Origin of the sequence: Providencia sp. (genome assembly GCF_052096715.1) — a bacterium.
In the GTDB taxonomy this organism is placed as follows: Bacteria; Pseudomonadota; Gammaproteobacteria; order Enterobacterales; family Enterobacteriaceae; genus Providencia.
This window is the reverse complement of the sequence record NZ_JBQDNB010000001.1, coordinates 371,809-394,710: the sequence shown is the minus strand read 5'-3', so window position 1 is coordinate 394,710 and position 22,902 is coordinate 371,809. Positions and strand designations below refer to the sequence as shown.

Below are 22,902 nucleotides of genomic sequence, written 5' to 3'. Positions count from 1 at the left end.
ATTTTTATAATAATTATATTTTTATCGACATAAAAGCGTCATCCAACTGTCATTTGGTTCCTTTAGGATGCTTGTCATTATTCGAAGCAGTTACTTCTTTATCTTCTTTTATTGGCAAGGAAACAGTTATGACAGGTAATTTTATGAAATCTATTTTGGCCGTCACTGTAAGTGCATTGATTTTAGGTAGTGTTATTCCTGCGGTTGCTGCCGAAAAAAATGATGCAGTTTCTGAAAACCGCGCAGCACAAGGTGATATTACAAAGTTTGGTGGCGCTCGACGCCTTGCAACAGAACAAACTGACATCATGAAAGCGGCACTTCATAACGGACAAGCAAAAAATGTTATTTTGTTTATTGGTGATGGAATGGGCGACTCAGAAATTACTGTCGCACGTAATTATGCAGAGGGCGCGAGTGGTTTCTTTAAAGGAATCGATGCGTTACCTATTACGGGCCAATATACACATTATGCGTTAGATAAAAAAACGCAAAAACCTGATTATGTTACCGATTCTGCTGCCTCTGCTACATCATGGTCTTCTGGTGTTAAAACCTATAACGGTGCATTAGGCATTGATGTTTTTGGTAAAGATCACGAAACCTTAATTGAGATTGCTAAGCGTCACGGTAAAGCAACAGGTAACGTGACAACATCTGAAATTCAAGATGCTACACCAGCAGCGCAGTTTTCTCATGTGTCAGGCCGCAAATGTTATGGACCAGAAGAAACAACTGAGAAATGCGCCACGAATGCGTTAGAAAATGGTGGTCGTGGTTCTATCTCTGAACAGTTATTAGTGACACGTGCTGATGTAACTTTAGGCGGCGGTGCTAAAAGTTTTACACAGCAAGCTAAAGCTGGTGATTACAAAGGTAAAACGCTAGAACAGCAAGCTGTCGAGCGTGGATATAACATTGTTCGTGATGCGAAATCGTTGGACGCTATCAAAGAAGCTAACCAAAACAAACCTGTTTTAGGTTTATTTCATGACGGCAATATGACTGTAGCTTGGGAAGGTCCAAAGGCGATTTATCAAGGCAACTTGAAAAATGAACCGTTGGAATGTAAACCAAATCCAAAATTAAACCCTGATGCACCTACATTGGCACAAATGACTGAAAAAGCGATCAATTTGTTAGAAGTCAATCCAAATGGTTTCTTCTTACAAGTAGAAAGTGCTTCTATCGATAAGCAAGATCATAAAGCGAATCCATGCGGTCAAATCGGTGAAACGGTTGCCCTTGATCAAGCTGTACAAGTAGGCTTAGATTTCGCTAAGAAACACGGTGATACATTGGTTATCGTTACAGCTGACCATTCACATTCAAGCCAAATTATTCCTGAAGGAACGAAATCAACAGGTTTGACTCAAGCGCTAATCACTAAAGATGGTTCGGTGATGGTGGTGAACTACGGTAACTCTGAAGAAGATGATTCACAGGAACACACTGGTGCTCAATTGCGAGTTGCTGCATATGGTCCACATGCTGCTAACGTGATGGGTCTAACTGACCAAACAGATTTATTCTTTACCATGCGCGATGCGATGGGATTGAAACAGTAATACCAACCCTGTAGTACATATAGTACAAATTCTCCGTGACAGGATGTTACGGAGAATTTTTTATTTATGGTTTATATTTATTTATAATTTATATAAGTCACCAGTACTTCTTCCTTCTAGTTGTTGGTGTTTTTTTATTGGACATTTTAGCTGCAAATTGAGTGAAATTATTTCAAAAAATTAAGATTGAATTTTGCTAAAAACGAGATATGATTGATAATCATTATCATTTAATAGGTTGAATCGCTATGCCAACTACTCTCTCAAAAGCAACTGGTTTAAGGCGTATAGGCGCAGGTATATGGGGTGTTTTCGCCGTAATATTGTTGAGCATTGCATATTTGCTCAGCAGCATCGGGTTAGAAAACCTAAAAATTGTAATGATAGTGATGATGGTTGCAACCGCGGGAATGCTATTTAATCGTGGTTCTCGACGATTACTGATTATTCCTGCTGTTATTTCATTACTGTGCTTTTTAATTGCTTTTGTCTTACAGAGCTCAGCACCCTAGTACATAAACAAAGAGAATTAGATATTAGAAAGAATATTAGAAATCAAGAATGAATTATCCAATTTTAATGTTAAGAGCTGTATATCGGTAAGAATATATTGGTGCAAAATAGAAACTTGAATTATAGGGTTCTTGCTCACTAGAGTTTGTAGCTTATTGAATCCGTTGTTTTATAACCCTTCAATGATATGTAGTTAAAAACATACTGTTTATTAGTAATCAAATGTCTACAACTTATTTATAAACAAATAAAATGGTATATAAGTATTGCTGTTTACTTATCTCGATGTATTCATAGTAAAAATAATGGCCAGCGTATAAAGCTGACCACTTAAGTATGTAATGATAATTAAAAATGTGTATTGATTAGCGCTTGGTTGATTGGTAAACCTTGAATTTACCTGTTTTAGCTAGTAGTTCATGACCGCCAAAGGCTTTATCTAATAGTTCAGGGTAGGGTAAGAAAGCATTGGCCACAATACGGAAACGACCACCTTTTTTGAGATATTTAGGTGCTTGTAAGATCATCGCTTCTACCGCGCTATAACTGGTATTCAAACCATCATGGAAAGGTGGGTTTGACAATATCCAATCAAATTTATCATCGATATCAGAATACACATCACTGGCGAGCACTTTACCGGTGAGTTTATTTGCTTCAAGAGTTGCAATTGAAGAGGCGATAGCGGATGCACTCACATCACTTAAGGTTAGTGTAACATCTGGATTTTGTGTCCCAATTACGGCGGCTAATACGCCATTACCACAGGCAATATCGAGTATATTACCGCTCATTGGGTTAGTCAGAGTCGAGAGCAGTAAATCACTACCAATATCGAGTTCTTCATGACTAAATACACCTGGAAGAGCATGAATTTTGACGTTATCAATTTGATAACCGCGCCACCAGCGCTTAATATCAAAAGTAGTCGGCTGTTCTAATTCTCCATGATATAGACCACAGCGCCGAGCAGAGTCAATTTTTTGCAGTGTTGAGATGCCTTCCATGATGGATTCAGCACTTTTAACACCACTCCGGTTTTCACCGACGACAAAAATTTGGCTACCAGCAGCAAGATGCGTACAAAGGTCATCTAATTGAAAACATGCTTCTTGCTTATTTTTTGGCCAGTAATAGATTAAGGTATCACAAGGCTGGATAAATTCTGCGGGAGTTGTTGCAGAAAAAAGTGCATTATCACCGATTAACGGCTGTAAATTTTTCCAGCGATGGTACTGGTTAGTGAGAACACGTACACTTGCGGCTTCAAGAATAGCGGCAAATTCATCCTGAATGTCACCAGCCAAAATGACATGACGATCGGTAAAATGTTCGAGATGGCGTTGTAAAACTTCGCTGGCAGGTGTCAGTAATGACATATTCTGTCAATCTCCTAAAATGATAAATAATTCACGCTACCTTACCAGAAAATAGAGAAATAGCATTGCTCTGTTGGCGCTATTAATCCCCTTTGATAAGATGTGGTTGTTAATAAATAGCGACTGGAAGAAAAATGACACGACGCGACAAGCTTTTAGAGCAAATGGGGATCACTCAATGGGTGGTGAGAAATCCGACTGTGCTTCGCGGTGAACGTGGTGTAAGGATACCAGAATCGACTAAGCTTATTATTATTACTGATGAGAACCTTGATTTAAATAGCCGTTTGCTAAAAGATATTTTTTTGACAATGAATGTCTCTTCGGCAGATGTGGTTTGTATTAATTCAGAGCAGCTAAACTTAATTCCAACACCAATAACAATTCCTTGTTGGACACTCGGTAGTGAAGCTAAGCCTGAAGGTTCAAAAATCACGTTTATTTCACCTGTTTTGTCTGAGTTGATGGTAAGTCGTGACGCTAAACAGGCACTATGGAAGCAAATTTATCAAAATGATGAAAATTTCAACACTAAAACAATCTGATCTTGCGACAGCCTTCTTAATTGAGAAACTAAGCCATGATTTCCCCTGGACTGAGCGTGTTTTTTATGGGAATCAAGGGGAAAAGTATCATAATCTTAAAATTTCTATTAATAATCAAATTGTTGGTTATGCGATAACTCAATATGTTCTAGATGAGGCAACACTATTTAATATTGCTATTCATCCCGATTATCAAGGCAAGGGTTATGGTCGTTTGTTACTTGAGAAGCTCATTAGCGACCTAATTGCAAAGGGTATTCTTACGCTATGGTTAGAAGTCAGAGAGTCTAATGCCTCTGCTTTGCATCTGTATGATAAACTTGGTTTTCATCAAGCTACTGTGCGTAAAGACTATTATCCTGCGAAAAAAGGCCGTGAAGATGCGTTAGTTTTAGCATTGACCTTGTTTGAGGATAACTTATTTAAAGACAACGAATTTACAGATAAATAGTTTAAATATTCGCTATTGATTAATTCCTTTTTTTAAACATGAAACCATGGTGAACTGTGAACGATGCAGTGTCGTGGTTTTTATTACTTATTGATTTATCTTTGTATTTAATATGTATTTATTTCAAAAATGCTATTTAATAACTCATTCAAATTTACATGATGTCAATGTATCTAGAGATTATTTTCAATAAAAACTGCGTAAATTAGCGCTGTTTCTAATACTTCTAAAATAAACAGCATAAACGTCAGAGATTTGATGCCAATTAGGTAAAACGCGGATAAGCTGGTCTGAATGTAGCTAAATATATTCATTTATCCGAGGTTTTCACTATGTCATCGTTCAATATAGCCGTGATTCCTGGCGATGGAATTGGTACTGAAGTTATTCCTGAAGGGTTAAGAGTTTTAGAGGCCGCAGCGCGTAAACATAATATAAAACTTAAATTTACGCATTTTGATTGGTCATGTGAAACTTACCACCGTACAGGACGCATGATGCCTGAAGATGGCTTAGAACAATTGAAAAAATTTGATGCTATTTTCCTTGGCGCTGTCGGATTTCCTGGTGTGCCTGATCATATTTCTTTATGGGGTTTGTTACTGCCGATTCGTCGTGCCTTCAACCAATACGTTAACTTGCGTCCTGTGCGTTTATTTGAAGGAATAAAATCACCTTTAGCTGATAAAAAACCGGGTGATATTGATTTTTATGTCGTGCGCGAAAATGTGGAAGGGGAATATTCAGCGATTGGAGGTATTCAATATGAAGGTACTGAAGATGAAATGGTTTGTCAGCAAAGTATTTTTACCCGTAAAGGCACAGACCGCATTTTAAAATATGCCTTTGAGTTAGCGCGTTCTCGTGACAAAAAACATGTAAGTTCGGCGACAAAATCGAATGGTTTGTTCCACTCAATGCCATATTGGGACAGCCGAGTGGCCGAGATGGCGAAACAATACAGTGATGTGAAAGTTGATCAATTCCATATTGATATTTTCGCTGCAAATCTAGTCAGAATGCCTGAGTATTATGATGTAATTGTTGGGTCTAATTTATTTGGTGATATTTTGTCTGATTTAGGACCTGCTTGTACTGGCACTATTGCTATTGCACCTTCTGCTAATATTAACCCTGAAAAGCAATTTCCATCGATGTTTGAACCCGTTCACGGCTCAGCGCCAGATATCGCAGGTCAAAACATTGCTAATCCAATCGGTACAATTTGGGCCGCAGCCATGATGATGCAGCATTTGGGCTGTCCACAAGTGCATGACACTATTATGGCTGCGGTTGAAACTGCCATTAAAGAACGCCGTAATTTAACTCGTGATATGGGCGGAAATGCAAGTACTCAGGCTCTGGGTGAAGAAATTGCTCAGTTGATATTGGCTTGATTTTTTTGATCGCGAATTAAAAATTAGAATCAAGTTACGCTGAATCTAGATATTGTTTTTTTACAGTATCTAGATGCTTTGATTGTTTATAACCCCAAGATCTGCGAAAATATCCGCCAATTACGATTAACAAGACGGATTTGCTAAGCTAAGAGCCAAGTTTTGCCTCGCCTAATGCATGTACAAATCTGTATACAGATGAAAAGACGGTTAAATGACAGATCAGAATTTTCTACATGAAGTGAGCACGCGTAGGACGTTTGCTATTATATCTCACCCCGATGCGGGTAAAACAACTATCACTGAAAAGGTGCTATTGTTTGGAAACGCAATTCAACGTGCGGGGACAGTAAAAGGGCGTGGTTCTAATCAGCATGCAAAATCTGACTGGATGGAAATGGAAAAGCAACGTGGTATTTCAATCACCACATCTGTAATGCAATTTCCATATCATGATTGTCTGGTTAATCTTCTCGATACCCCAGGTCACGAAGACTTCTCTGAAGATACTTATCGTACATTAACGGCGGTTGACTGCTGTTTAATGGTGATTGACTCGGGTAAAGGGGTTGAAGATAGGACGCGTAAGTTGATGGAAGTCACTCGCTTACGTGATACACCAATTTTAACTTTCATGAATAAGCTCGACCGTGATATTCGTGATCCAATGGAATTGCTCGATGAAGTTGAAAACGAGCTAAAAATTGCGTGTTGCCCCATTACTTGGCCTATTGGCTGCGGTAAATTATTTAAAGGGGTTTATCATTTATTACGTGATGAAACCATTTTATATCAAACTGGACAGGGTCATACGATTCAAGAAGTTCGTATTATCAAAGGGCTAAATAATCCCGATCTTGATGTTGCCGTGGGTGATGATCTGGCTAAACAGCTGCGTGATGAACTTGAATTAGTTCAAGGCGCTTCTCATGAATACGATCACGACGCTTTCTTGGAAGGGGAATTAACTCCTGTTTTCTTCGGGACTGCACTCGGTAACTTTGGTGTTGATCATATGCTTGATGGCCTGGTTAAGTGGGCTCCTTCACCGCAACCTCGTCAAACTGATGTGCGTGAAGTGAAAGCAACAGAAGAAAAATTCACCGGGTTTGTATTCAAAATTCAGGCCAATATGGATCCGAAACACCGTGACCGTGTTGCGTTTATGCGCATCGTTTCTGGCACCTATGAAAAAGGCATGAAATTACGCCAAGTTCGCATCAAGAAAGATGTGGTTATTTCCGATGCGTTGACCTTTATGGCTGGTGACCGTTCTCAAGTAGAACATGCCTATGCAGGGGATATTATTGGTCTGCATAATCACGGAACTATTCAAATTGGTGATACCTTCACACAAGGTGAAGATTTGAAATTTACTGGTATTCCTAACTTTGCCCCTGAATTGTTCCGCCGTATTCGTCTACGCGATCCGCTGAAACAAAAACAATTACTTAAAGGTTTGGTCCAACTATCTGAAGAAGGTGCTGTTCAGGTCTTCCGTCCATTGACCAATAATGATTTGATTGTTGGTGCCGTAGGTGTGCTTCAGTTTGATGTTGTTGTATCTCGACTGAAAAGTGAATACAACGTCGAAGCCATTTATGAAACCGTTAACGTTTCAACTGCGCGTTGGGTTGAATGTGATGACGTGAAGAAATTTGAAGAATTTAAGCGTAAAAATGAGCTGAATTTAGCCTTAGATGGCGGCGATAATCTATCGTATATTGCACCAACGATGGTTAATCTTAATTTGACGAGCGAACGTTATCCCGAAGTTAAATTCCGCAAGACTCGTGAACACTAATTATTCGCGGTATCATACATTTCAATAATGCATTTTCGAGTGACCCACTATCAAACAATTCATTGATAGTGGGGATCTAATAGTGATCTCTCCTTATATCAATCATCTAAAAAAGAACTTCTTCCTATTTAAGCTTTAAATTTATCAAGAATATTCTGTCTTTATGTTATTTAACTTTATTTTTCGCGTTTTTTTACTTAGGCTATATTATTGGCTAATTAATAACAGAGAAAGGAAGGTACCTATGAAAAAGACAACGCTATTACGCTCACTTGGGGTAATTGGGTTGAGCTGGGCATTGTTTGCTTGTAGCTCATCGTCAGATAGCGCCTTGAAAAAGCAAGCATCCGAAACATGGGATAGCGCCGCTAAAACGGTTGATATGGCGGGCAAAGATACGGGTGAGGCTATTTCAACTGGGGCTAAAAACACCGACCAATATATGGATGACTCTGCTATTACCGCTAATGTGAAAAGTAAACTATTATCCACAAGCGGTATACCAAGCAACAGTGTCTCTGTTAAAACGATTGATAAGGTTGTGTATCTGTCAGGTTTTGTTAAATCAGATGACCAAATCAATAAAATTGTTCAGGCTGTATCGACAATCAAAGGCGTCAAATCTGTTCAAAATGGTTTAGTTGTTGCTAATTAATTACCTTTAGAATGTGATAATGCCTCAAAATGCTGCATACTTATTGTTCAATTTAGTTAAAATGGGCTTTCATTGAAAGCTCATTTTTGTGTAAGTTACGATATAAGTCATCACTTTCATTTGAATCATTTTATTGAATAAATCATAGAAAGTTTCGCATTGTATTTTTAATACAAATGCAATGTAGCGTATTGCCAAAGGGTATTTATGGGAAAGCACGTATCAGTTACACTGGGCACAATTGAGCCTCTGGCGTTTTTTGATGAAATCAATTCAGGGAAAACTGCGCTTATCTGTGAAGGTGGTGGGCAGCGTGGTATTTTTACCGCTGGTGTACTGGACGAGTTTCTTATCGCAGGCTTTAATCCTTTTGATTTGATGATTGGCACTTCTGCGGGAGCACAAAATCTTTCTGCTTATATATGCGGGCAAGCTGGGTATGCGCGTCGTGTGATCACCCGTTATACAACGAACCCTCTATTTTTTAATCCACTGAGATTTATTCGTGGTGGACATCTTATCGACCTTGATTGGTTACTTGATACCATTGCCAAAGAGTTCCCTTTGCAGATGGATATTGGACTTGAAAAGATAAAATCAGGGCGTGAGTTCTATATGGGGACTAGCCGGAGCGATGATTTTTCAGCTGAATTTTTACAACCAGACGCTGATTCATGGCTTGATATTATTCGAGCATCAAGTGCTATTCCCGGTTTTTACCGCGATGGTGTCGAGCTTGCCGGCACGTTATATCATGACGGCGGAATTAGCGCGGCTATCCCAGTAGAGGAAGCTTATCGTCGCGGTGCAGATACGATTGTTGTTGTTAGGACGGTTCCTTCCCAAATGTATTTTACGCCAGAATGGGTAAAAAGAATGACTCGTTGGCTAGAAGGCGATAACAGCAACTTGCAACGTATGGCGGCAATGCTAAAAGTTCATCTGAAAAGTTACCGTAAAACGCAAGAATTTATTGAAAATCCACCAAACGATGTTCAGATATTTGAAATTTATCCACCAACGCCGCTTAAAAGTAGTGCATTGGGGAGTCGAATTGGCTCTTTGAATCAGGATTATCATACAGGAAGGCGCTGTGGGCGTTACTTTATTGCTGCTCTTGGTGCAAGTTTTGATAAACATGATTCTACTAATAATCGTTTCAGTCGGTTCATTGAAAAAAATATTTCTTATGAGCCACTAGATGATATCCCAGAACAAGATGATTTAGTACCTGCATTAGCCAGAGAAGCTATAGATTCTATTGAGTCACAAGTACTGCAAACAAGTGAACATCGTGATGGATAAGCTTTTAAATATTGCATCTCAAAAATTTATTGATACACATTGTCATTTTGATTTTCCGCCATTTAACCCGTTATGGTCTGATAGTTTGCAGCTCGCCAATCAGGCAGGGGTGAGCGATATCATCATTCCAACCGTTAGTTTAGATAACTTTGAACGAGTTTGGGAATTAGCTCATCAATACTCAGTATTGCATGCTGCAATGGGATTTCATCCGTTATATTTAAATGTGTTTAAAGATGAGCATTTAGATGTGCTCACCGATTTTCTTAATCAAAAAAGTAATAAATGTGTCGCTATTGGTGAAGTGGGTCTTGATCTTTATATGCAAGAACCGCTATTTGAGCGTCAGAAGTTGGTTTTATCGGCACAATTAAGATTGGCCAAACAATTTGATTTACCCGTTATTCTGCATTCGCGTAAAAGTCATGACCAATTGGCCGCCATGCTTCGTCGTTTAGATGTGCCTGCTAAAGGGGTTGTACATGGTTTTGCTGGAAGCCTTTCTCAAGCGCAGGCCTTTGTTAAATTAGGGTATTATATCGGTGTGGGCGGCACGATTACTTATGAGCGTGCAAATAAAACTCGCCAAGTTATGGCTGAATTGCCCCTAACGTCCCTTTTATTGGAAACCGATGCGCCTGATATGCCTGTCTCGGGCTTTCAGGGGGAACCCAATCGACCTGAGCGTATTGCTTTAATTTTTCGTTCTTTGTGCGAACTACGGCACGAATCTCCAGACGAAATTGCGCACCAACTTTATATTAACAGTTTAGCGTTATTTCATCTGAAACAATAAATGGCAATACCGACAAATAATTACCATGGTGAATTATTGTTTTGATTGGTTTTTTATGGAATAAGTGAATTTTTTGAATGCTTTAATGATACCAAGTTATTATCATTGATACAGCGAGTTCTGAGCTAAAGAGTACTCATCGTTTGAACATTACCTTATTTAATCCATGTAATAATTGCAGTTTTCTGTTTTATACTCGCTGCAATGGACATCATTTAATCCTTAATTCCTTGTAGAAAGGCATTTGGCCTTCCGCTTTTATTTAATTCAGTTATATTCTTTTTGGGGTTTTATATCCAATTTCAATTTTTCAACTATTCTTAGCTAAGCTAATTAATGATGTAGTAAGGTATCAAAAAGCCATTTGAGAGAATCAAGTTGAAGCTAAATAGCGTATAATGGCGATCTGATTCACACTTTTTATTTTAATAATGTAACGTTCAGTCGATTAATGTGATTTGTAGCACATAAATTAGCGCTGTTCCATGGTCAAATAGAGGCAAGTAAGCTGCTAATGGAACTGCTAGTTCTTAGAGTAACGTTACTCTAGGGTATCGTGCGGTGAGAAGGATCTCAGCTGCTTAGCTCGGAAAGAGTCCGGCTAGCATCTTTATGGAACAAGCCCGCTCGCCAACAAAGAACGTGTCGTTCTGAAGATAAACAACGTTGGAGAGTTATATGACTGATTTAAATGCGGCTGCGCAACGCGCACTGAACCTGATGGATTTAACCACTTTAAATGATGACGATACTGATGCTAAAGTCATTGCATTGTGTCATCAAGCTAAAAGCCCAGCAGGTAATACCGCTGCTATTTGTATTTACCCTCGCTTTATTCCTATTGCTCGTAAAACTTTACGTGAGCAAGGTACACCAGATATTCGCATTGCAACAGTAACCAATTTTCCGCACGGTAATGATGATATTGAAATTGCAGTAGCGGAAACTAAAGCAGCGATTGCTTATGGTGCAGATGATGTTGATGTGGTATTCCCATATCGCGCTCTGATTGCAGGTAATGAAAAAATTGGTTTTGATTTAGTGAAAGCTTGTAAAGAAGTTTGCGCTGCTAATAACGTATTACTGAAAGTTATTATTGAAACAGGCGAGCTAAAAGATGCGGCATTGATCCGTAAAGCGTCAGAAATTTCAATCAAAGCAGGCGCTGATTTTATTAAAACTTCAACAGGAAAAGTGCCTGTAAATGCAACGCTAGAAAGTGCCGAAATCATGATGCAAGTTATTCATGATATGGGTGTGGCTAAAACAGTTGGTTTTAAACCAGCTGGTGGCGTGCGTACTGCTGAAGAAGCTGCACAATACTTAGCATTAGCAGGTAGAATTTTAGGTGATGACTGGGCCGATAGCCGCCATTTCCGTTTTGGGGCATCAAGCTTACTGGCGAGTTTATTAAATACCCTCGGCTTTGATACTAAAAAATCAAGCAGCAGTTATTAATCGCCATTGCAATTTTACGCGCGCTATTATTCGCTATTAAAGTTGATAGCCGCGTAGTTATTGCCGATAAATTCTATTTGAATTGAGGAGTATATCGTGTTTTTAGCGCAAGAAATTATTCGTAAAAAACGTGATGGTAAGTCATTAAGTGAAGAAGAAATTCGCTTCTTTATTAATGGCGTGCGTGATAATTCGGTCTCAGAAGGTCAAATCGCTGCATTAGCGATGACGATTTATTTTAATGATATGACTATGCCAGAGCGTGTCGCATTGACACTGGCTATGCGTGATTCAGGTACGGTACTGAATTGGAAATCATTAAATCTCAATGGCCCATTGGTTGACAAACATTCAACTGGCGGTGTCGGTGACGTAACTTCGCTTATGTTGGGACCAATGGTGGCGGCTTGTGGCGGTTATGTGCCGATGATTTCGGGGCGTGGACTAGGTCATACAGGTGGTACGCTGGATAAACTCGAAGCTATTCCAGGTTTTGATATTTTCCCTGATGATGCGCGCTTTCGTGACATCATTACCAATGTCGGCGTGGCGATTATTGGTCAGACAAATTCTCTGGCTCCGGCGGATAAACGCTTTTATGCGACGCGCGATATTACCGCAACCGTTGACTCTATTCCTTTAATTACGGCTTCAATCTTAGGTAAAAAACTTGCCGAAGGTCTGGATGCATTAGTTATGGACGTCAAAGTCGGTTCTGGCGCATTTATGCCAACCTACGAAAAATCAGAGCAACTGGCTGAATCTATTGTTCAAGTGGCTAATGGCGCAGGTTGTAAAACAACAGCCTTGTTAACAGACATGAATGAAGTACTGGCCTCAAGCGCAGGTAATGCAGTTGAAGTTCGTGAAGCGGTACAGTTTCTAACAGGTGAATATCGCAACCCACGTTTGTATGAAGTGACCATGGCTCTTTGTGTTGAAATGCTAGTATCAGGTTCACTGGCTGCAAACCGAGAAGAAGCGCGCCAAAAATTACAAGCAGTACTGGATAACGGTAAAGCAGCTGAGATCTTTGGTCGTATGGTTGCAGCACAAAAAGGTCCAAGTGATTTTGTTGAAAATTACAGCAAATATCTACCAACAGCAGTGCTAAACAAAGCTGTTTATGCGCCAAAAGACGGTATCATCACACAGATGGATACCCGTGCGCTCGGTATGTCTGTTGTAACTTTAGGTGGAGGACGTCGTAAAGCGACAGATCCTATCGATTATAGCGTTGGTTTAAGTGATATCGCGGCTTTAGGCACTAAAGTTGATACGCAAACACCTCTTGCAATTATTCATGCTAACAGCGAAAAAGCATGGGAAGAGGCAGCTAAAGAAGTCCGTGATGCGATGATTATTGGTGATAAAGCGAGTGAAACAACACCAATGGTGTATCGTCAAATCAGCGAATAGACAATTTAGGTTCAAGCAGGTGTAAAGGCTTGCTATACCGCAGGAGAATAAATATGAAACGCACATTTATTATGGTTTTAGATTCCTTTGGGATCGGTGCTGCACATGATGCAGATAAATTCGGCGATGTAGGTGCAAACACACTTGGTCATATTGCAGATGCATGTGCTCGTGGTGAAGCTAATATTGGTCGTAAAGGCCCATTGCATTTACCTAATTTAACTAAACTCGGTTTAGGTAAGGCAGGGGAAGAATCTTGCGGAACATTCCCAGCAGGTCTTGATCCTAACGCAGAAATTATTGGTGCATACGGCTATGCGAGCGAAATTTCTTCAGGTAAAGACACACCGTCAGGCCACTGGGAAATCGCGGGTGTACCTGTGTTATTCGATTGGGGCTATTTCAGTAATGAAGAAAATAGCTTCCCACAAGAATTGCTTGATACATTAGTTAAAAGAGCAAATCTTCCGGGTTACTTGGGTAACTGTCACTCATCAGGTACCGTTATTCTTGATCAACTGGGTGAAGAGCACATGAAAACCGGCAAACCGATTTTCTATACCTCTGCTGACTCCGTATTCCAGATTGCTTGTCATGAAGAAACGTATGGCTTAGACAAACTGTATGAGCTGTGTGAAATTGCACGTGAAGAGCTTACCAAAGGCGGCTACAACATTGGTCGTGTCATTGCGCGTCCATTTGTTGGCGACAAAGCGGGTAACTTTGCACGTACAGGTAACCGTCATGACTTAGCCGTTGAGCCACCAGCACCAACAATGTTGAAAAAATTAGTTGAAGAGAAACAAGGTGAAGTGGTTTCTGTTGGTAAAATTGCTGATATTTATGCCCATGTTGGTATTACCAAAAAAATCAAAGCAACCGGACTTGATGCGCTGTTTGATGCAACAATTGAAGAAATGAAACTGGCTGGCGATAACACTATTGTTTTCACGAACTTTGTAGATTTCGACTCATCTTATGGTCACCGTCGTGATGTTGCAGGCTATGCTGCGGCGCTCGAATTATTTGACCGTCGTCTACCAGAACTAATGAAACTAGTTAAAGAAGATGACATTCTTATTTTAACTGCTGACCATGGTTGCGACCCAACTTGGCCGGGTACTGATCATACACGTGAGCACATTCCTGTTCTCATTTATGGTCCAAAAGTAAAACCTGGTTCTTTAGGTCATCGTGAAACTTTCGCGGATATTGGTCAGACTGTGGCTAATTATTTTGATTTATCACCAATGGATTATGGTAAATCAATGCTCTAAGCATTTAGATTTTAAATTAAGGTGGGAGACCACCTTAATTATTTTAATTAAATTTATTATTTAAAGGGAATAAAAATGGCTACTCCACATATTAATGCTGAAATGGGTGATTTCGCTGATGTTGTTCTGATGCCAGGCGACCCATTACGTGCGAAGTATATTGCAGAAACCTTCCTTCAAGACGTGCGTCAAGTGAATAACGTACGTGGCATGCTAGGTTTTACTGGTACCTATAAAGGCCGTAAAATTTCTGTCATGGGCCACGGTATGGGTATTCCTTCTTGCTCTATTTACGCGAAAGAATTGATTACTGATTTTGGTGTAAAAGTGATTATTCGCGTTGGTTCATGTGGTGCAGTGATGGATGACGTTAAACTTCGTGATGTTGTTATCGGTATGGGTGCATGTACTGACTCTAAAGTTAACCGTCTGCGTTTTAAAGATCACGACTTTGCCGCTATTGCTGACTATGATTTAGTACACAATGCAGTAGAAGCCGCAAAAGCGAAAGGCTCTAATGTCCGTGTGGGTAACATTTTCTCTGCGGATCTTTTCTATTCGCCAGATCCTGATTTTTTCAAAGTGATGGAAAAATACGGCATTTTAGGTGTGGAAATGGAAGCTGCGGGTATTTATGGTGTTGCTGCTGAGTTTGGCGCACGTGCACTGACAATTTGTACTGTTTCAGATCATATTAAAACTGGCGAGCAAACTTCATCAGAAGAGCGTCAAACTACATTTAATGAAATGATTGAAATTGCATTAGAATCAGTGCTGTTAGGCGATAAATAATTTTTTATTCGAACCTAAATTATTTTGTAAGAATGCCACGTTAAGCGTGGCATTTTTTATGGCGCAAATAAGATATGATTGAAGTTAGTCCCAAAATGGGATTTAATATTGAGTAAGTCCCATTTCGGGACTAAGCTAGCAAGATGAAAATCATCTCTATAAAAGCGCTAAAAGACTTTTGGGTAAGGTATCCTGAGTCAGAACAACCCCTGAAGGCATGGATAGATGAAGCAATTAAGGCAAATTGGAAAAATCCTTCAGAAATCAAAGGAATGTATCGTAGCGCAAGTATTTTGAAAAATAAGCGAGCGGTATTTAATATAAAAGGAAATTGTTACCGGTTAATTGTGGCTATTGCATATCAGCGTGGATGGATATTTGTTAAGTTCATCGGAACTCATAAACAATATGATAAAGTTGATGCAGAAACGGTGGATTTGGAGTCATGATAATGAAAATTAAACCCATCAGAACAGAACAAGATTATGAAGCGGCTCTGCGAGCGGTTTCTCCGATGTTTGATAATGAGCCAGAGCTAGATACCCCAGAGGGGGATTATTTTGAGGTGATGTGTTTACTCATAGAAGAATATGAAAAGGAGCATCATCCTATTGAGGCGCCAGATCCTATCGAAGCAATAAAATTTCGTATGGAGCAACAAGGGTTGACAGTTAAGGACCTTGAATCTGCGATAGGTAAAGCCAACCGAGTATATGAAATTTTGAATGGAAAACGTAATTTAACGCTTCCAATGATCCGCCGGTTGCATTGCCAATTTGGCATTCCATTACGTAGTTTAGTGGGAATCTAATGTTTCCCCATAATAATTTTATGCCACGTTAAGCGTGGCATTTTCTATGGCTTAAATTTTAAGCTAGTTTCTTGATGCGACTCATCATGACTGCATCAACATATTGTCCATCACGAAAAGCGTAGTCACGCATTTTCCCTTCAAGCTCAAAGCCGAATTTTTCATAGAGTCCAACACCGCTCTCATTGGTGGCAAAGACTTCTAGTTCGATACGGTGGATGTTCAGCCAATTATCACAGTAATCGACCATCACTTGCATTAGCTGAGAGCCGATACCTTTACCTTGATGCGCTTCACTGACTGTAATGCCAAAAGTCGCGACATGTTTACGTCGAGCTTGACTGGCTTGGTTAATTACTAATAGCCCAACGACCTTATCATCAAGCATGGCAACAAATTGAGTGACGAGCGGATCATTTGCCCCTAATCGCACTTCCCAGGTTTTTTCTGTTGGGTAAGGTAGCTGTAAGGTATTGGCATAGGCCGAATAGTCGGCGTGCATTTGAGTGATAGAGGGAACATCGTTCAAGGTTGCTCTGCGGATGGTTACGTTATTCATTGTATATATCTTATTTATTTTATATGTAAGCATTAATACATCAAGTATTAGCCTTGTCAATGATATGAATTAAATAATATTATTTTCAGCATCAAAAATATGAATATCGCTATTTGATATCACTATTTTATAAGTGTCTATATTATTTTTTTAATAGCTCTTAAATTAAAGGAAATAAAGTATGGGTTTTTATATTAGTAGACATATAACAGAATCTGATACATTACAAATAATGATTAATAAAAAAATTAATAATAAGAAGGTAAAAGATGAAACATTAAATAAAATGGCAAAAAGAATAGAGTTCATTACACAAAAAAATAACAATCTTCCTTTCAAGGATGAGCTTGTTAAGGCTAGTGATGCATTAACTAAGTTTAAATGCGTTCCTGCCAAAATTAAGATACAAAAAATGATTGATGATACCTTAGCTAAAAATATGAGTAATGGCATATCGTTAGATAATAAAGTAAGCGATTCTATCACTGATTGTATTAATGAATCTTCCAAAGAATTGGATGCTATAATAGATAGTATTCCTACTATAGATAAAAATAAAGATATAAATGGCAAAAATCATTTAATTAAAGAGAGTGATGAAATAAAAGATATTTTCTTTAAAAAAAGATTTAATGATGATATTTCTGCCAAAACATGCAATGAAATTGAAAAAAGAATTGAAATAATTAAAGGTAAAAAAAATAATGATGAAATGATATTTGAAATTAGTACTATAAAGAGTTACTTAATTGAATGTGAATTATCTAGTAATGTACATGAAAAAATAAATAAAATATTGGACAAATATTTAGAGTTATTAATGAAAAAACAAAGAAATAATTTAGTAGTTGATAAATTATTAAAAACAGAAGTAATAGACAATATGCCTGAAAATGGCGTAGAGGCAACAGTTACGGAAGACCAATTACCACCGGTAGATGTTTTAGAAGATGTCTTAATCTCAACCTTGAAAAACAGCCATTACTCAGATAAAGCTATAGAAAAAGTCAAATGTCATATAAAGAAAATAAAGGGTAATGAAGGGATTAAAAAAAGAATATATAATATTTTAAAACTTTCAACAGAACCAAGTGATGTTGAAAGTTGGAAGTATAAAGATGAGTTAATTATTTTAAATTTGAAAAAATCAAATAAACTACTTAATTATGAGGTTGAAATTCAGTATGAAAAAAAACTTCATCCTAAATCTAGAACAATATCAACATCAACATCTGACTTACATAAAATACAGGAAAATAAAAATGTCGATGATATTAGGGATATGGCTTTATTAGCGATTGATAATAAAGGACGCATAAGGGAATTACCTAATTACATTGAAAATAAACTTAATGAAATTAAAAATAAAGATACAATTAATATACTTAAAGATGCTAGAGTTACATTATTAAAAGGAGCCGCATATCAATATGATAAAAATCCTGATATTAGTAAGATATTGGAACTGGCTTGTGCTAAAAATATAATTTCAGAGCATAGAGTTTCTTTCGGTGATAAAATTACTAATTCATTAAGTGATGTTGGCAACAGAATACGGAAGGTTTTTTTTAATTTTATTTCAGGAGTAAGAAGTATTTGGCATAATCCAACGGAACACTAATTATTCTGTTATTATTTAGCCAACAGTTTGATATTAACTATTGGCTAAATAACATTATATTTTAGTTTCTACGGCGTCATCATAAAGACTTTACTGTTTTGCCCTAAATATTGACGTGCTAAACGGTTAATATCTTCTACTGACAATTGACGGATAATCCCTTGTTCTTGGTTTAACCGTTGATATTGCTTATCATCAGAAGCTATTTGCGCCAGAGCTTCAGTCCAATAACCCGAACTATCTGTGACTTGTGCATTTTCAGTCAGCCAGATATTTTTGGCTTCTGTCAGTTCTTTTTCTGTAATACCTGATTGGCGTATTTGCGAAATAGTTCTCTGTGAAATTTGGATCATCTCATCAGCGCGTTCTGGGGATGTAGTAAAGTTCAGACGAGCAAAATAGTAAGGTTGTGGTTTTTTTGCCAACATCTGTGAAAAACCGAGGGCATAGATACCACTGGCTTTTTCACGTAATTCACCGCGTAAACGTTGACTGACAACAGTATCAAGAAGCTGCATGGCGAGCTGATCTTGCTGTGTCCATTGCGCAGGCGCGGCAAATTGCATACTCACCATACTTTTATCACTGCTACTGATGGGATAGCGTTTATCAAAGCTTGCCATTTTTGGCATGATCCCTTGATCTCGCCAAGTTAATTTTTGGTTACTGGCGGGGATAGATGCAACCCATTGTTCTAATAGTGGTTTTAATTCACGAGTATTGACGGCACCTGTGATCACCAAAGTCATATCTGCGGTTGAAGTCAACAGCTGGCGATTTGCTTGCTGTAATTGCTGCGCAGTGAATTGATTCCAACCACCTTTTGGATTAATTACTAGTAATTCGCCATGGTTGTAGCTTTCCAAATTAATATTATCGAGGAAAGTACGTTCAACCGGTGTTTTTGACAGGTTCAATGCAAAGGATTGTTTTTGTTGCTCCAGTTTCTCACCGCTAAATTGTGGCGCAGTTAGCTTCAAGTGCAACAGTTGTAATGTGGTTTCTAAGTTATCGACTGGCGTTTTACCACGATAACCGTGGGTAAGTAGTTCACTATAAGGACGCAGCGAAATCTGATTTTGTTTTGCCAGTAATGCGAGATCACGGGCACTGTAATTGCCGTAACCACTACTTTCAGGTAATTTCAACGCCCAGTCTGTCAGCCCTGCGGTTTGTGCAGTTTCTAAAGAACGGCCACCCGGAAGTTGTAAATTGAATTGAATGTCTTCTTTGAGATTTTTATCTGCTTTAACAATTACCTGAATACCATTACTTAATGTCCAGTGCTCTGTTTTCGCAACGGGCAGTGAAGACTGCTCAACGATAGACCCTTTTACAACGCTCGGTAATTGCAATTGAATCGCTTGGGAACGCAGGGTAAATGGTCCTGGAGTGCTTTGACGAATGCGCTGCCACTGGGCATTAAACGCGGCATTGTCTATTGCTGCGGCATCAGTATCAGGTCCAATTAACGCCAAACGAGGAGAGGCGATTTGCAGAAATTTAGCGATATGCTGCTGTAAGTCTTGTGGCTTAATGTCTTTTATCAACTGATAGCTATTATCGAGCTGTTGGCGTTTGTTCCACATTGGCATATCGTATTCAAGAGCGGTAGTCACTTGGCCTGCAAGATATTCATTACTGTAGCGCTGTTCAGAAGCGGCTTGCTGACTCAATTTTTTCAACATGGCTTGTTTGACACTATCGAGCTCTTCTTGTGTGACAGGCTCTGTAGCAAGTCGCTGTAATTCAGTAAACAGGATCTCGGTTGCTCCGGTGTAATCATTCCCTTTAGGGTGAATAATCATTAATTGTTGTAGGCGTTGATTATCTAACATTGCCCCTTGTTCATTAATACTGATTGAGGGGATCAAGCCGTTATCAACCATTACTGAGAAACGTTGATTTAAAATGGCGAGCCATAGGTTATCGAGCAAGTCATCAGTTTGGCCAAGGCGGGTATTTAATGGTGCGCTGACGTCTTTTTGCAGGGAAAACTGTACGTAGCGAGCGCCTTGCTCTTTATCAAATACTCCCTGAACTAACATATTGGTTGAGCTTGCAAAGGTTTTCCATTGCGGATCGTCTTGTGAAATTTTGTCAGGTTTTGGTAAGGCAAATAGGGTATTAACTTCATTACGTACTGATGATGAATTAAAATCACCAATAACAATCAAAGTCATTCGCTGTGGTTGATACCATGCTTGATAGTAATTTTTGGCTTGTTCAATTGGGGCTTGGCGAACAACATCTAATGAGCCGATAGGATTGCGATTAACATAGCGACTGCCGTGGTAGCGTAGTTTTTCAAGACTATCATTGATGCGAAAACCCATACCTTGGCGTAGGCGCCATTCTTCAACAATGACAGGGCGCTCTTTCTCAAAAGCCTCTTGATCGAAAGTCATGTTAGATGCCCAATCTGCCATTACCTGTAAACTTGTTGTTACCTGTGCTGGTGTTGCTTCCGGTAATGAAAGCTTATACAGAGTGGTATTTAGACTGGTAATTGCATTAACATGGCTACCCAGTTTTAATCCCTGTTGCTCAAGTTGCTTAAAGCCGGTTGTACCTGGGAAATGTTTAGTACCTTTAAAGGCCATGTGCTCAGTAAAGTGCGCTAAACCGAGCTGTTGCTCATTTTCTTGTATCGAACCGCTATTAACCAATAAACGTAATTCAACACCCGGTTGACTACGTTGCAGCAGGTAAACTTGTAATCCATTATCTAATTGATAATGTTGAATATCGCTACGAACGGGCAAAAGAGTCTGTGAGTTTTTACTGATAGAACTGCTCGCGCAGCCTCCTAGCAGCAGACCAATAAATGTCGCTAACGTGATTTTACGAAGCATATTCTGGTGTTCCTGTTGATAAGTGGGCATTAAATTCAGATAGATCAATTTGCTGTTCAGCCAGTGAGGAAATAAAGCGTTGATGGCTGACTAAAACAATCGCACTTTCATGAAGTTGTGCCTTTAATAAAGCGATTAATTCTAATGCGCTATTTTCATCAAGGGCGGATGTGGTTTCATCTAAAAGTAACAATTTAGGGCGATTGAGTAATAAACGAGCAAACATAATACGTTGTTGCTCACCACCGGAAAGTCGGTTATTCCAATCGGTTTCTAATGTAAGTTGATGATGAAGTTTTTCCAGCCCAACTAAGGTCAGTGCATATTGAAAATCAGCAAGGCTAAATTTAGAAATAGCTTGTGGATAAGCTAATAAACTATCTAAGCGGCTAATAGGTAAATAAAGGCGTTGTGGTATCCACATTACGCTATTGGTTCGTGAAATATCACCAGAGAAAAATGGCCAATGACCACTTAGCGTACGTAACAATGTCGATTTACCGATGCCTGAACGACCTGAAATTAACGTCAATTCACCTTGTTTAGCGATTAAGCTAACATGATTAATTAGTTGTCTATTGTCGGCCGTTGAAACGGTTAAATTGGCGCTTAAAGGTATTGAGGTTTCTTGAATTTTGACTTCAGAATTTTTATCATTTTCCAGTAAAATCACAAAATTATACAGACGTGAAACCGTCGCTTGCCATGCTGCAATTTCTTTATAAGCAAAAATAAACCAACCTAACGACGTTGCCACGCTGCTGAAGGCTTGGCGTAATTGCATCAAGCCACCTAACATAATTTCACCCGCAAGAAATTTAGGAAGTGCTAATAAAACAGGTGCTAATGCTGTAACTTGTTGATATCCCACCGTGTAAAATGACAGATTTCGTTCACAGCTGATTAAGCGATTCCAGTTACCAATGATTTCACTAAATCGACCCATCAGCTCTTTTCTATCTTGATTTTCACCGCGTTGACCTGCGATAGCATCTCCGTGCTGGCGGCAGTTAATTAATGAACTACGATAGTCTGCTTCACGGCGTTGTTTATCCATATGCAAACGGCGTAGTGGAAATCCAATCCATTGGGTCAGTGCAATACCAATAATGGTGTAAATAATACAAGCCCAAAACATATAACCCGGAATGGTCCAATCACTGCCAGAAAAACTAAATGTCAGACTACCTGATAGTGTCCATAAAATTGCGGCAAAGGATACAAGGGTTAACATGGAATGTAAGAAAGTGACTAATAAATTTAAGGTAGATTCCACTAATAAGCGGATATCTTCTGCAATACGTTGGTCAGGGTTATCAGGCTCTTGGGAAGTGAGCCTGAGCATGTAGTGCTTGCTGTTAGGGGAAAGCCAGCGACCAAGGATGAGTTCAGTCATGCCTTTACGCCAGCGAATAACAAGCATTTGCTTGAGGTAATTTCCCATTACTACTACGAATATAAGCCCACTGACCAATATCACAAAGTATTGCAATAGCCCATATAGCGCTTGTCCATCAAGCTTTTGCAGTGAGTTATAAAAGTCACCATTCCACGCATTCATTTTGACGTTGAACCAAACCGATGTCAGGGTCAGGCCAAGAGAGGCGAAAAGGAGTATCCAGCAGAAAAGGGCAGCACGCTGCCCCCAAAAAGGTTTAACTAAATAGAAAAATTGTTTTAGTGTCTTCATGACGCCT

General features: G+C 39.0%; 20 protein-coding genes. 16 read left to right on the top strand and 4 right to left on the bottom strand.

All coding sequences use genetic code 11. The features are described from left to right. The first annotated feature begins 128 nt into the window (after positions 1 to 128). Positions 129 to 1,568, top strand: a complete 1,440-nt coding sequence (gene phoA, locus ACTH6U_RS01760; RefSeq protein WP_294108126.1) for an alkaline phosphatase — start codon at positions 129 to 131, stop codon at positions 1,566 to 1,568. Positions 1,569 to 1,816: 248 nt separating this feature from the next. Further along, a complete protein-coding gene (locus ACTH6U_RS01755; protein ID WP_434720699.1) occupies positions 1,817 to 2,080 on the top strand; it encodes a DUF1435 family protein in 264 nt (87 codons plus the stop codon). Positions 2,081 to 2,446: 366 nt separating this feature from the next. Here the strand turns inward: ACTH6U_RS01755 and rsmC are convergent, their stop codons facing one another. Beyond that, positions 2,447 to 3,460, bottom strand: coding sequence for a 16S rRNA (guanine(1207)-N(2))-methyltransferase RsmC (rsmC, locus tag ACTH6U_RS01750; protein WP_434720700.1), 1,014 nt, complete (start codon positions 3,458 to 3,460; stop codon positions 2,447 to 2,449). A gap of 134 nt (positions 3,461 to 3,594) precedes the next feature. Between rsmC and ACTH6U_RS01745 the strand changes: the two genes are divergently transcribed. The 13 genes from ACTH6U_RS01745 to ACTH6U_RS01685 all read left to right on the top strand — a co-directional run bounded on the left by ACTH6U_RS01745 (position 3,595) and on the right by ACTH6U_RS01685 (position 16,170). Continuing rightward, positions 3,595 to 4,005, top strand: a complete 411-nt coding sequence (locus ACTH6U_RS01745; protein ID WP_441831440.1) for a DNA polymerase III subunit psi — start codon at positions 3,595 to 3,597, stop codon at positions 4,003 to 4,005. After that, positions 3,974 to 4,456, top strand: coding sequence for a ribosomal protein S18-alanine N-acetyltransferase (rimI, locus tag ACTH6U_RS01740; RefSeq protein WP_336430883.1), 483 nt, complete (start codon positions 3,974 to 3,976; stop codon positions 4,454 to 4,456). The genes ACTH6U_RS01745 and rimI overlap by 32 nt, the downstream gene beginning before the upstream one ends. A 332-nt stretch (positions 4,457 to 4,788) precedes the next feature. Continuing rightward, entirely contained in the window at positions 4,789 to 5,853 is a 1,065-nt protein-coding gene (locus tag ACTH6U_RS01735; protein ID WP_441831439.1) for a tartrate dehydrogenase, read from the top strand. A gap of 214 nt (positions 5,854 to 6,067) precedes the next feature. Beyond that, positions 6,068 to 7,657: a peptide chain release factor 3 gene (prfC, locus tag ACTH6U_RS01730; protein ID WP_294108132.1), complete on the top strand. Its 1,590-nt coding sequence runs from the start codon at positions 6,068 to 6,070 to the stop codon at positions 7,655 to 7,657. A 244-nt stretch (positions 7,658 to 7,901) separates the two neighbouring features. Continuing rightward, positions 7,902 to 8,312, top strand: coding sequence for a BON domain-containing protein (locus tag ACTH6U_RS01725; protein WP_294108133.1), 411 nt, complete (start codon positions 7,902 to 7,904; stop codon positions 8,310 to 8,312). A gap of 207 nt (positions 8,313 to 8,519) precedes the next feature. Beyond that, complete coding sequence (locus tag ACTH6U_RS01720) at positions 8,520 to 9,617, top strand: patatin-like phospholipase family protein (RefSeq protein ID WP_294108135.1); 1,098 nt, start codon at positions 8,520 to 8,522, stop codon at positions 9,615 to 9,617. Continuing rightward, entirely contained in the window at positions 9,610 to 10,413 is an 804-nt protein-coding gene (locus ACTH6U_RS01715; protein WP_336430886.1) for a TatD family hydrolase, read from the top strand. The genes ACTH6U_RS01720 and ACTH6U_RS01715 overlap by 8 nt, the downstream gene beginning before the upstream one ends. Before the next feature lie 678 nt (positions 10,414 to 11,091). After that, a complete protein-coding gene (deoC, locus tag ACTH6U_RS01710; RefSeq protein ID WP_294108139.1) occupies positions 11,092 to 11,871 on the top strand; it encodes a deoxyribose-phosphate aldolase in 780 nt (259 codons plus the stop codon). Between the two features lie 96 nt (positions 11,872 to 11,967). Beyond that, on the top strand, positions 11,968 to 13,290 hold the full coding sequence (deoA, locus tag ACTH6U_RS01705; RefSeq protein WP_294108141.1) for a thymidine phosphorylase: 1,323 nt from the start codon (positions 11,968 to 11,970) through the stop codon (positions 13,288 to 13,290). A 53-nt stretch (positions 13,291 to 13,343) separates the two neighbouring features. Beyond that, positions 13,344 to 14,567 (top strand): phosphopentomutase, encoded by a 1,224-nt coding sequence (deoB, locus tag ACTH6U_RS01700; RefSeq protein WP_441831438.1) that lies wholly within the window; start codon positions 13,344 to 13,346, stop codon positions 14,565 to 14,567. A gap of 75 nt (positions 14,568 to 14,642) precedes the next feature. Beyond that, positions 14,643 to 15,359 (top strand): purine-nucleoside phosphorylase, encoded by a 717-nt coding sequence (gene deoD, locus ACTH6U_RS01695; protein ID WP_294108145.1) that lies wholly within the window; start codon positions 14,643 to 14,645, stop codon positions 15,357 to 15,359. 143 nt (positions 15,360 to 15,502) lie between these two features. Then, a complete protein-coding gene (locus tag ACTH6U_RS01690) occupies positions 15,503 to 15,808 on the top strand; it encodes a type II toxin-antitoxin system HigB family toxin (protein ID WP_336430887.1) in 306 nt (101 codons plus the stop codon). A gap of 2 nt (positions 15,809 to 15,810) precedes the next feature. Further along, complete coding sequence (locus ACTH6U_RS01685) at positions 15,811 to 16,170, top strand: helix-turn-helix domain-containing protein (RefSeq protein WP_441831437.1); 360 nt, start codon at positions 15,811 to 15,813, stop codon at positions 16,168 to 16,170. Between the two features lie 58 nt (positions 16,171 to 16,228). Here the strand turns inward: ACTH6U_RS01685 and ACTH6U_RS01680 are convergent, their stop codons facing one another. Further along, positions 16,229 to 16,729 carry a GNAT family N-acetyltransferase gene (locus tag ACTH6U_RS01680; RefSeq protein WP_441831436.1) on the bottom strand — a complete coding sequence of 167 codons (501 nt, stop codon included), beginning with the start codon at positions 16,727 to 16,729 and terminating at the stop codon, positions 16,229 to 16,231. Positions 16,730 to 16,910: 181 nt separating this feature from the next. Between ACTH6U_RS01680 and ACTH6U_RS01675 the strand changes: the two genes are divergently transcribed. After that, positions 16,911 to 18,350, top strand: a complete 1,440-nt coding sequence (locus ACTH6U_RS01675) for a hypothetical protein (protein ID WP_441831435.1) — start codon at positions 16,911 to 16,913, stop codon at positions 18,348 to 18,350. 68 nt (positions 18,351 to 18,418) lie between these two features. On the opposite strand, the gene ACTH6U_RS01670 is transcribed toward ACTH6U_RS01675, so the two are convergent. Continuing rightward, the gene (locus tag ACTH6U_RS01670) at positions 18,419 to 21,205 is read right to left on the bottom strand and encodes a M16 family metallopeptidase (protein ID WP_441831434.1); all 2,787 of its coding nucleotides are present in this window, start codon (positions 21,203 to 21,205) and stop codon (positions 18,419 to 18,421) included. Beyond that, entirely contained in the window at positions 21,195 to 22,895 is a 1,701-nt protein-coding gene (locus tag ACTH6U_RS01665) for an ABC transporter ATP-binding protein/permease (protein WP_441831433.1), read from the bottom strand. Before ACTH6U_RS01665 ends, ACTH6U_RS01670 begins: the two co-directional genes overlap by 11 nt. Between the last annotated feature and the right edge of the window lie 7 nt (positions 22,896 to 22,902).

Excerpts from the sequence above, each read along its gene's own strand:
- phoA (WP_294108126.1), top strand. The coding sequence starts at position 129 with ATGACAGGTAATTTTATGAAATCTATTTTGGCCGTCACTGTAAGTGCA.
- ACTH6U_RS01755 (WP_434720699.1), top strand. The coding sequence starts at position 1,817 with ATGCCAACTACTCTCTCAAAAGCAACTGGTTTAAGGCGTATAGGCGCA.
- rsmC (WP_434720700.1), bottom strand. The coding sequence starts at position 3,460 with ATGTCATTACTGACACCTGCCAGCGAAGTTTTACAACGCCATCTCGAA.
- ACTH6U_RS01745 (WP_441831440.1), top strand. The coding sequence starts at position 3,595 with ATGACACGACGCGACAAGCTTTTAGAGCAAATGGGGATCACTCAATGG.
- rimI (WP_336430883.1), top strand. The coding sequence starts at position 3,974 with ATGATGAAAATTTCAACACTAAAACAATCTGATCTTGCGACAGCCTTC.
- ACTH6U_RS01735 (WP_441831439.1), top strand. The coding sequence starts at position 4,789 with ATGTCATCGTTCAATATAGCCGTGATTCCTGGCGATGGAATTGGTACT.
- prfC (WP_294108132.1), top strand. The coding sequence starts at position 6,068 with ATGACAGATCAGAATTTTCTACATGAAGTGAGCACGCGTAGGACGTTT.
- ACTH6U_RS01725 (WP_294108133.1), top strand. The coding sequence starts at position 7,902 with ATGAAAAAGACAACGCTATTACGCTCACTTGGGGTAATTGGGTTGAGC.
- ACTH6U_RS01720 (WP_294108135.1), top strand. The coding sequence starts at position 8,520 with ATGGGAAAGCACGTATCAGTTACACTGGGCACAATTGAGCCTCTGGCG.
- ACTH6U_RS01715 (WP_336430886.1), top strand. The coding sequence starts at position 9,610 with ATGGATAAGCTTTTAAATATTGCATCTCAAAAATTTATTGATACACAT.
- deoC (WP_294108139.1), top strand. The coding sequence starts at position 11,092 with ATGACTGATTTAAATGCGGCTGCGCAACGCGCACTGAACCTGATGGAT.
- deoB (WP_441831438.1), top strand. The coding sequence starts at position 13,344 with ATGAAACGCACATTTATTATGGTTTTAGATTCCTTTGGGATCGGTGCT.
- deoD (WP_294108145.1), top strand. The coding sequence starts at position 14,643 with ATGGCTACTCCACATATTAATGCTGAAATGGGTGATTTCGCTGATGTT.
- ACTH6U_RS01690 (WP_336430887.1), top strand. The coding sequence starts at position 15,503 with ATGAAAATCATCTCTATAAAAGCGCTAAAAGACTTTTGGGTAAGGTAT.
- ACTH6U_RS01685 (WP_441831437.1), top strand. The coding sequence starts at position 15,811 with ATGAAAATTAAACCCATCAGAACAGAACAAGATTATGAAGCGGCTCTG.
- ACTH6U_RS01680 (WP_441831436.1), bottom strand. The coding sequence starts at position 16,729 with ATGAATAACGTAACCATCCGCAGAGCAACCTTGAACGATGTTCCCTCT.
- ACTH6U_RS01675 (WP_441831435.1), top strand. The coding sequence starts at position 16,911 with ATGGGTTTTTATATTAGTAGACATATAACAGAATCTGATACATTACAA.
- ACTH6U_RS01670 (WP_441831434.1), bottom strand. The coding sequence starts at position 21,205 with ATGCTTCGTAAAATCACGTTAGCGACATTTATTGGTCTGCTGCTAGGA.
- ACTH6U_RS01665 (WP_441831433.1), bottom strand. The coding sequence starts at position 22,895 with ATGAAGACACTAAAACAATTTTTCTATTTAGTTAAACCTTTTTGGGGG.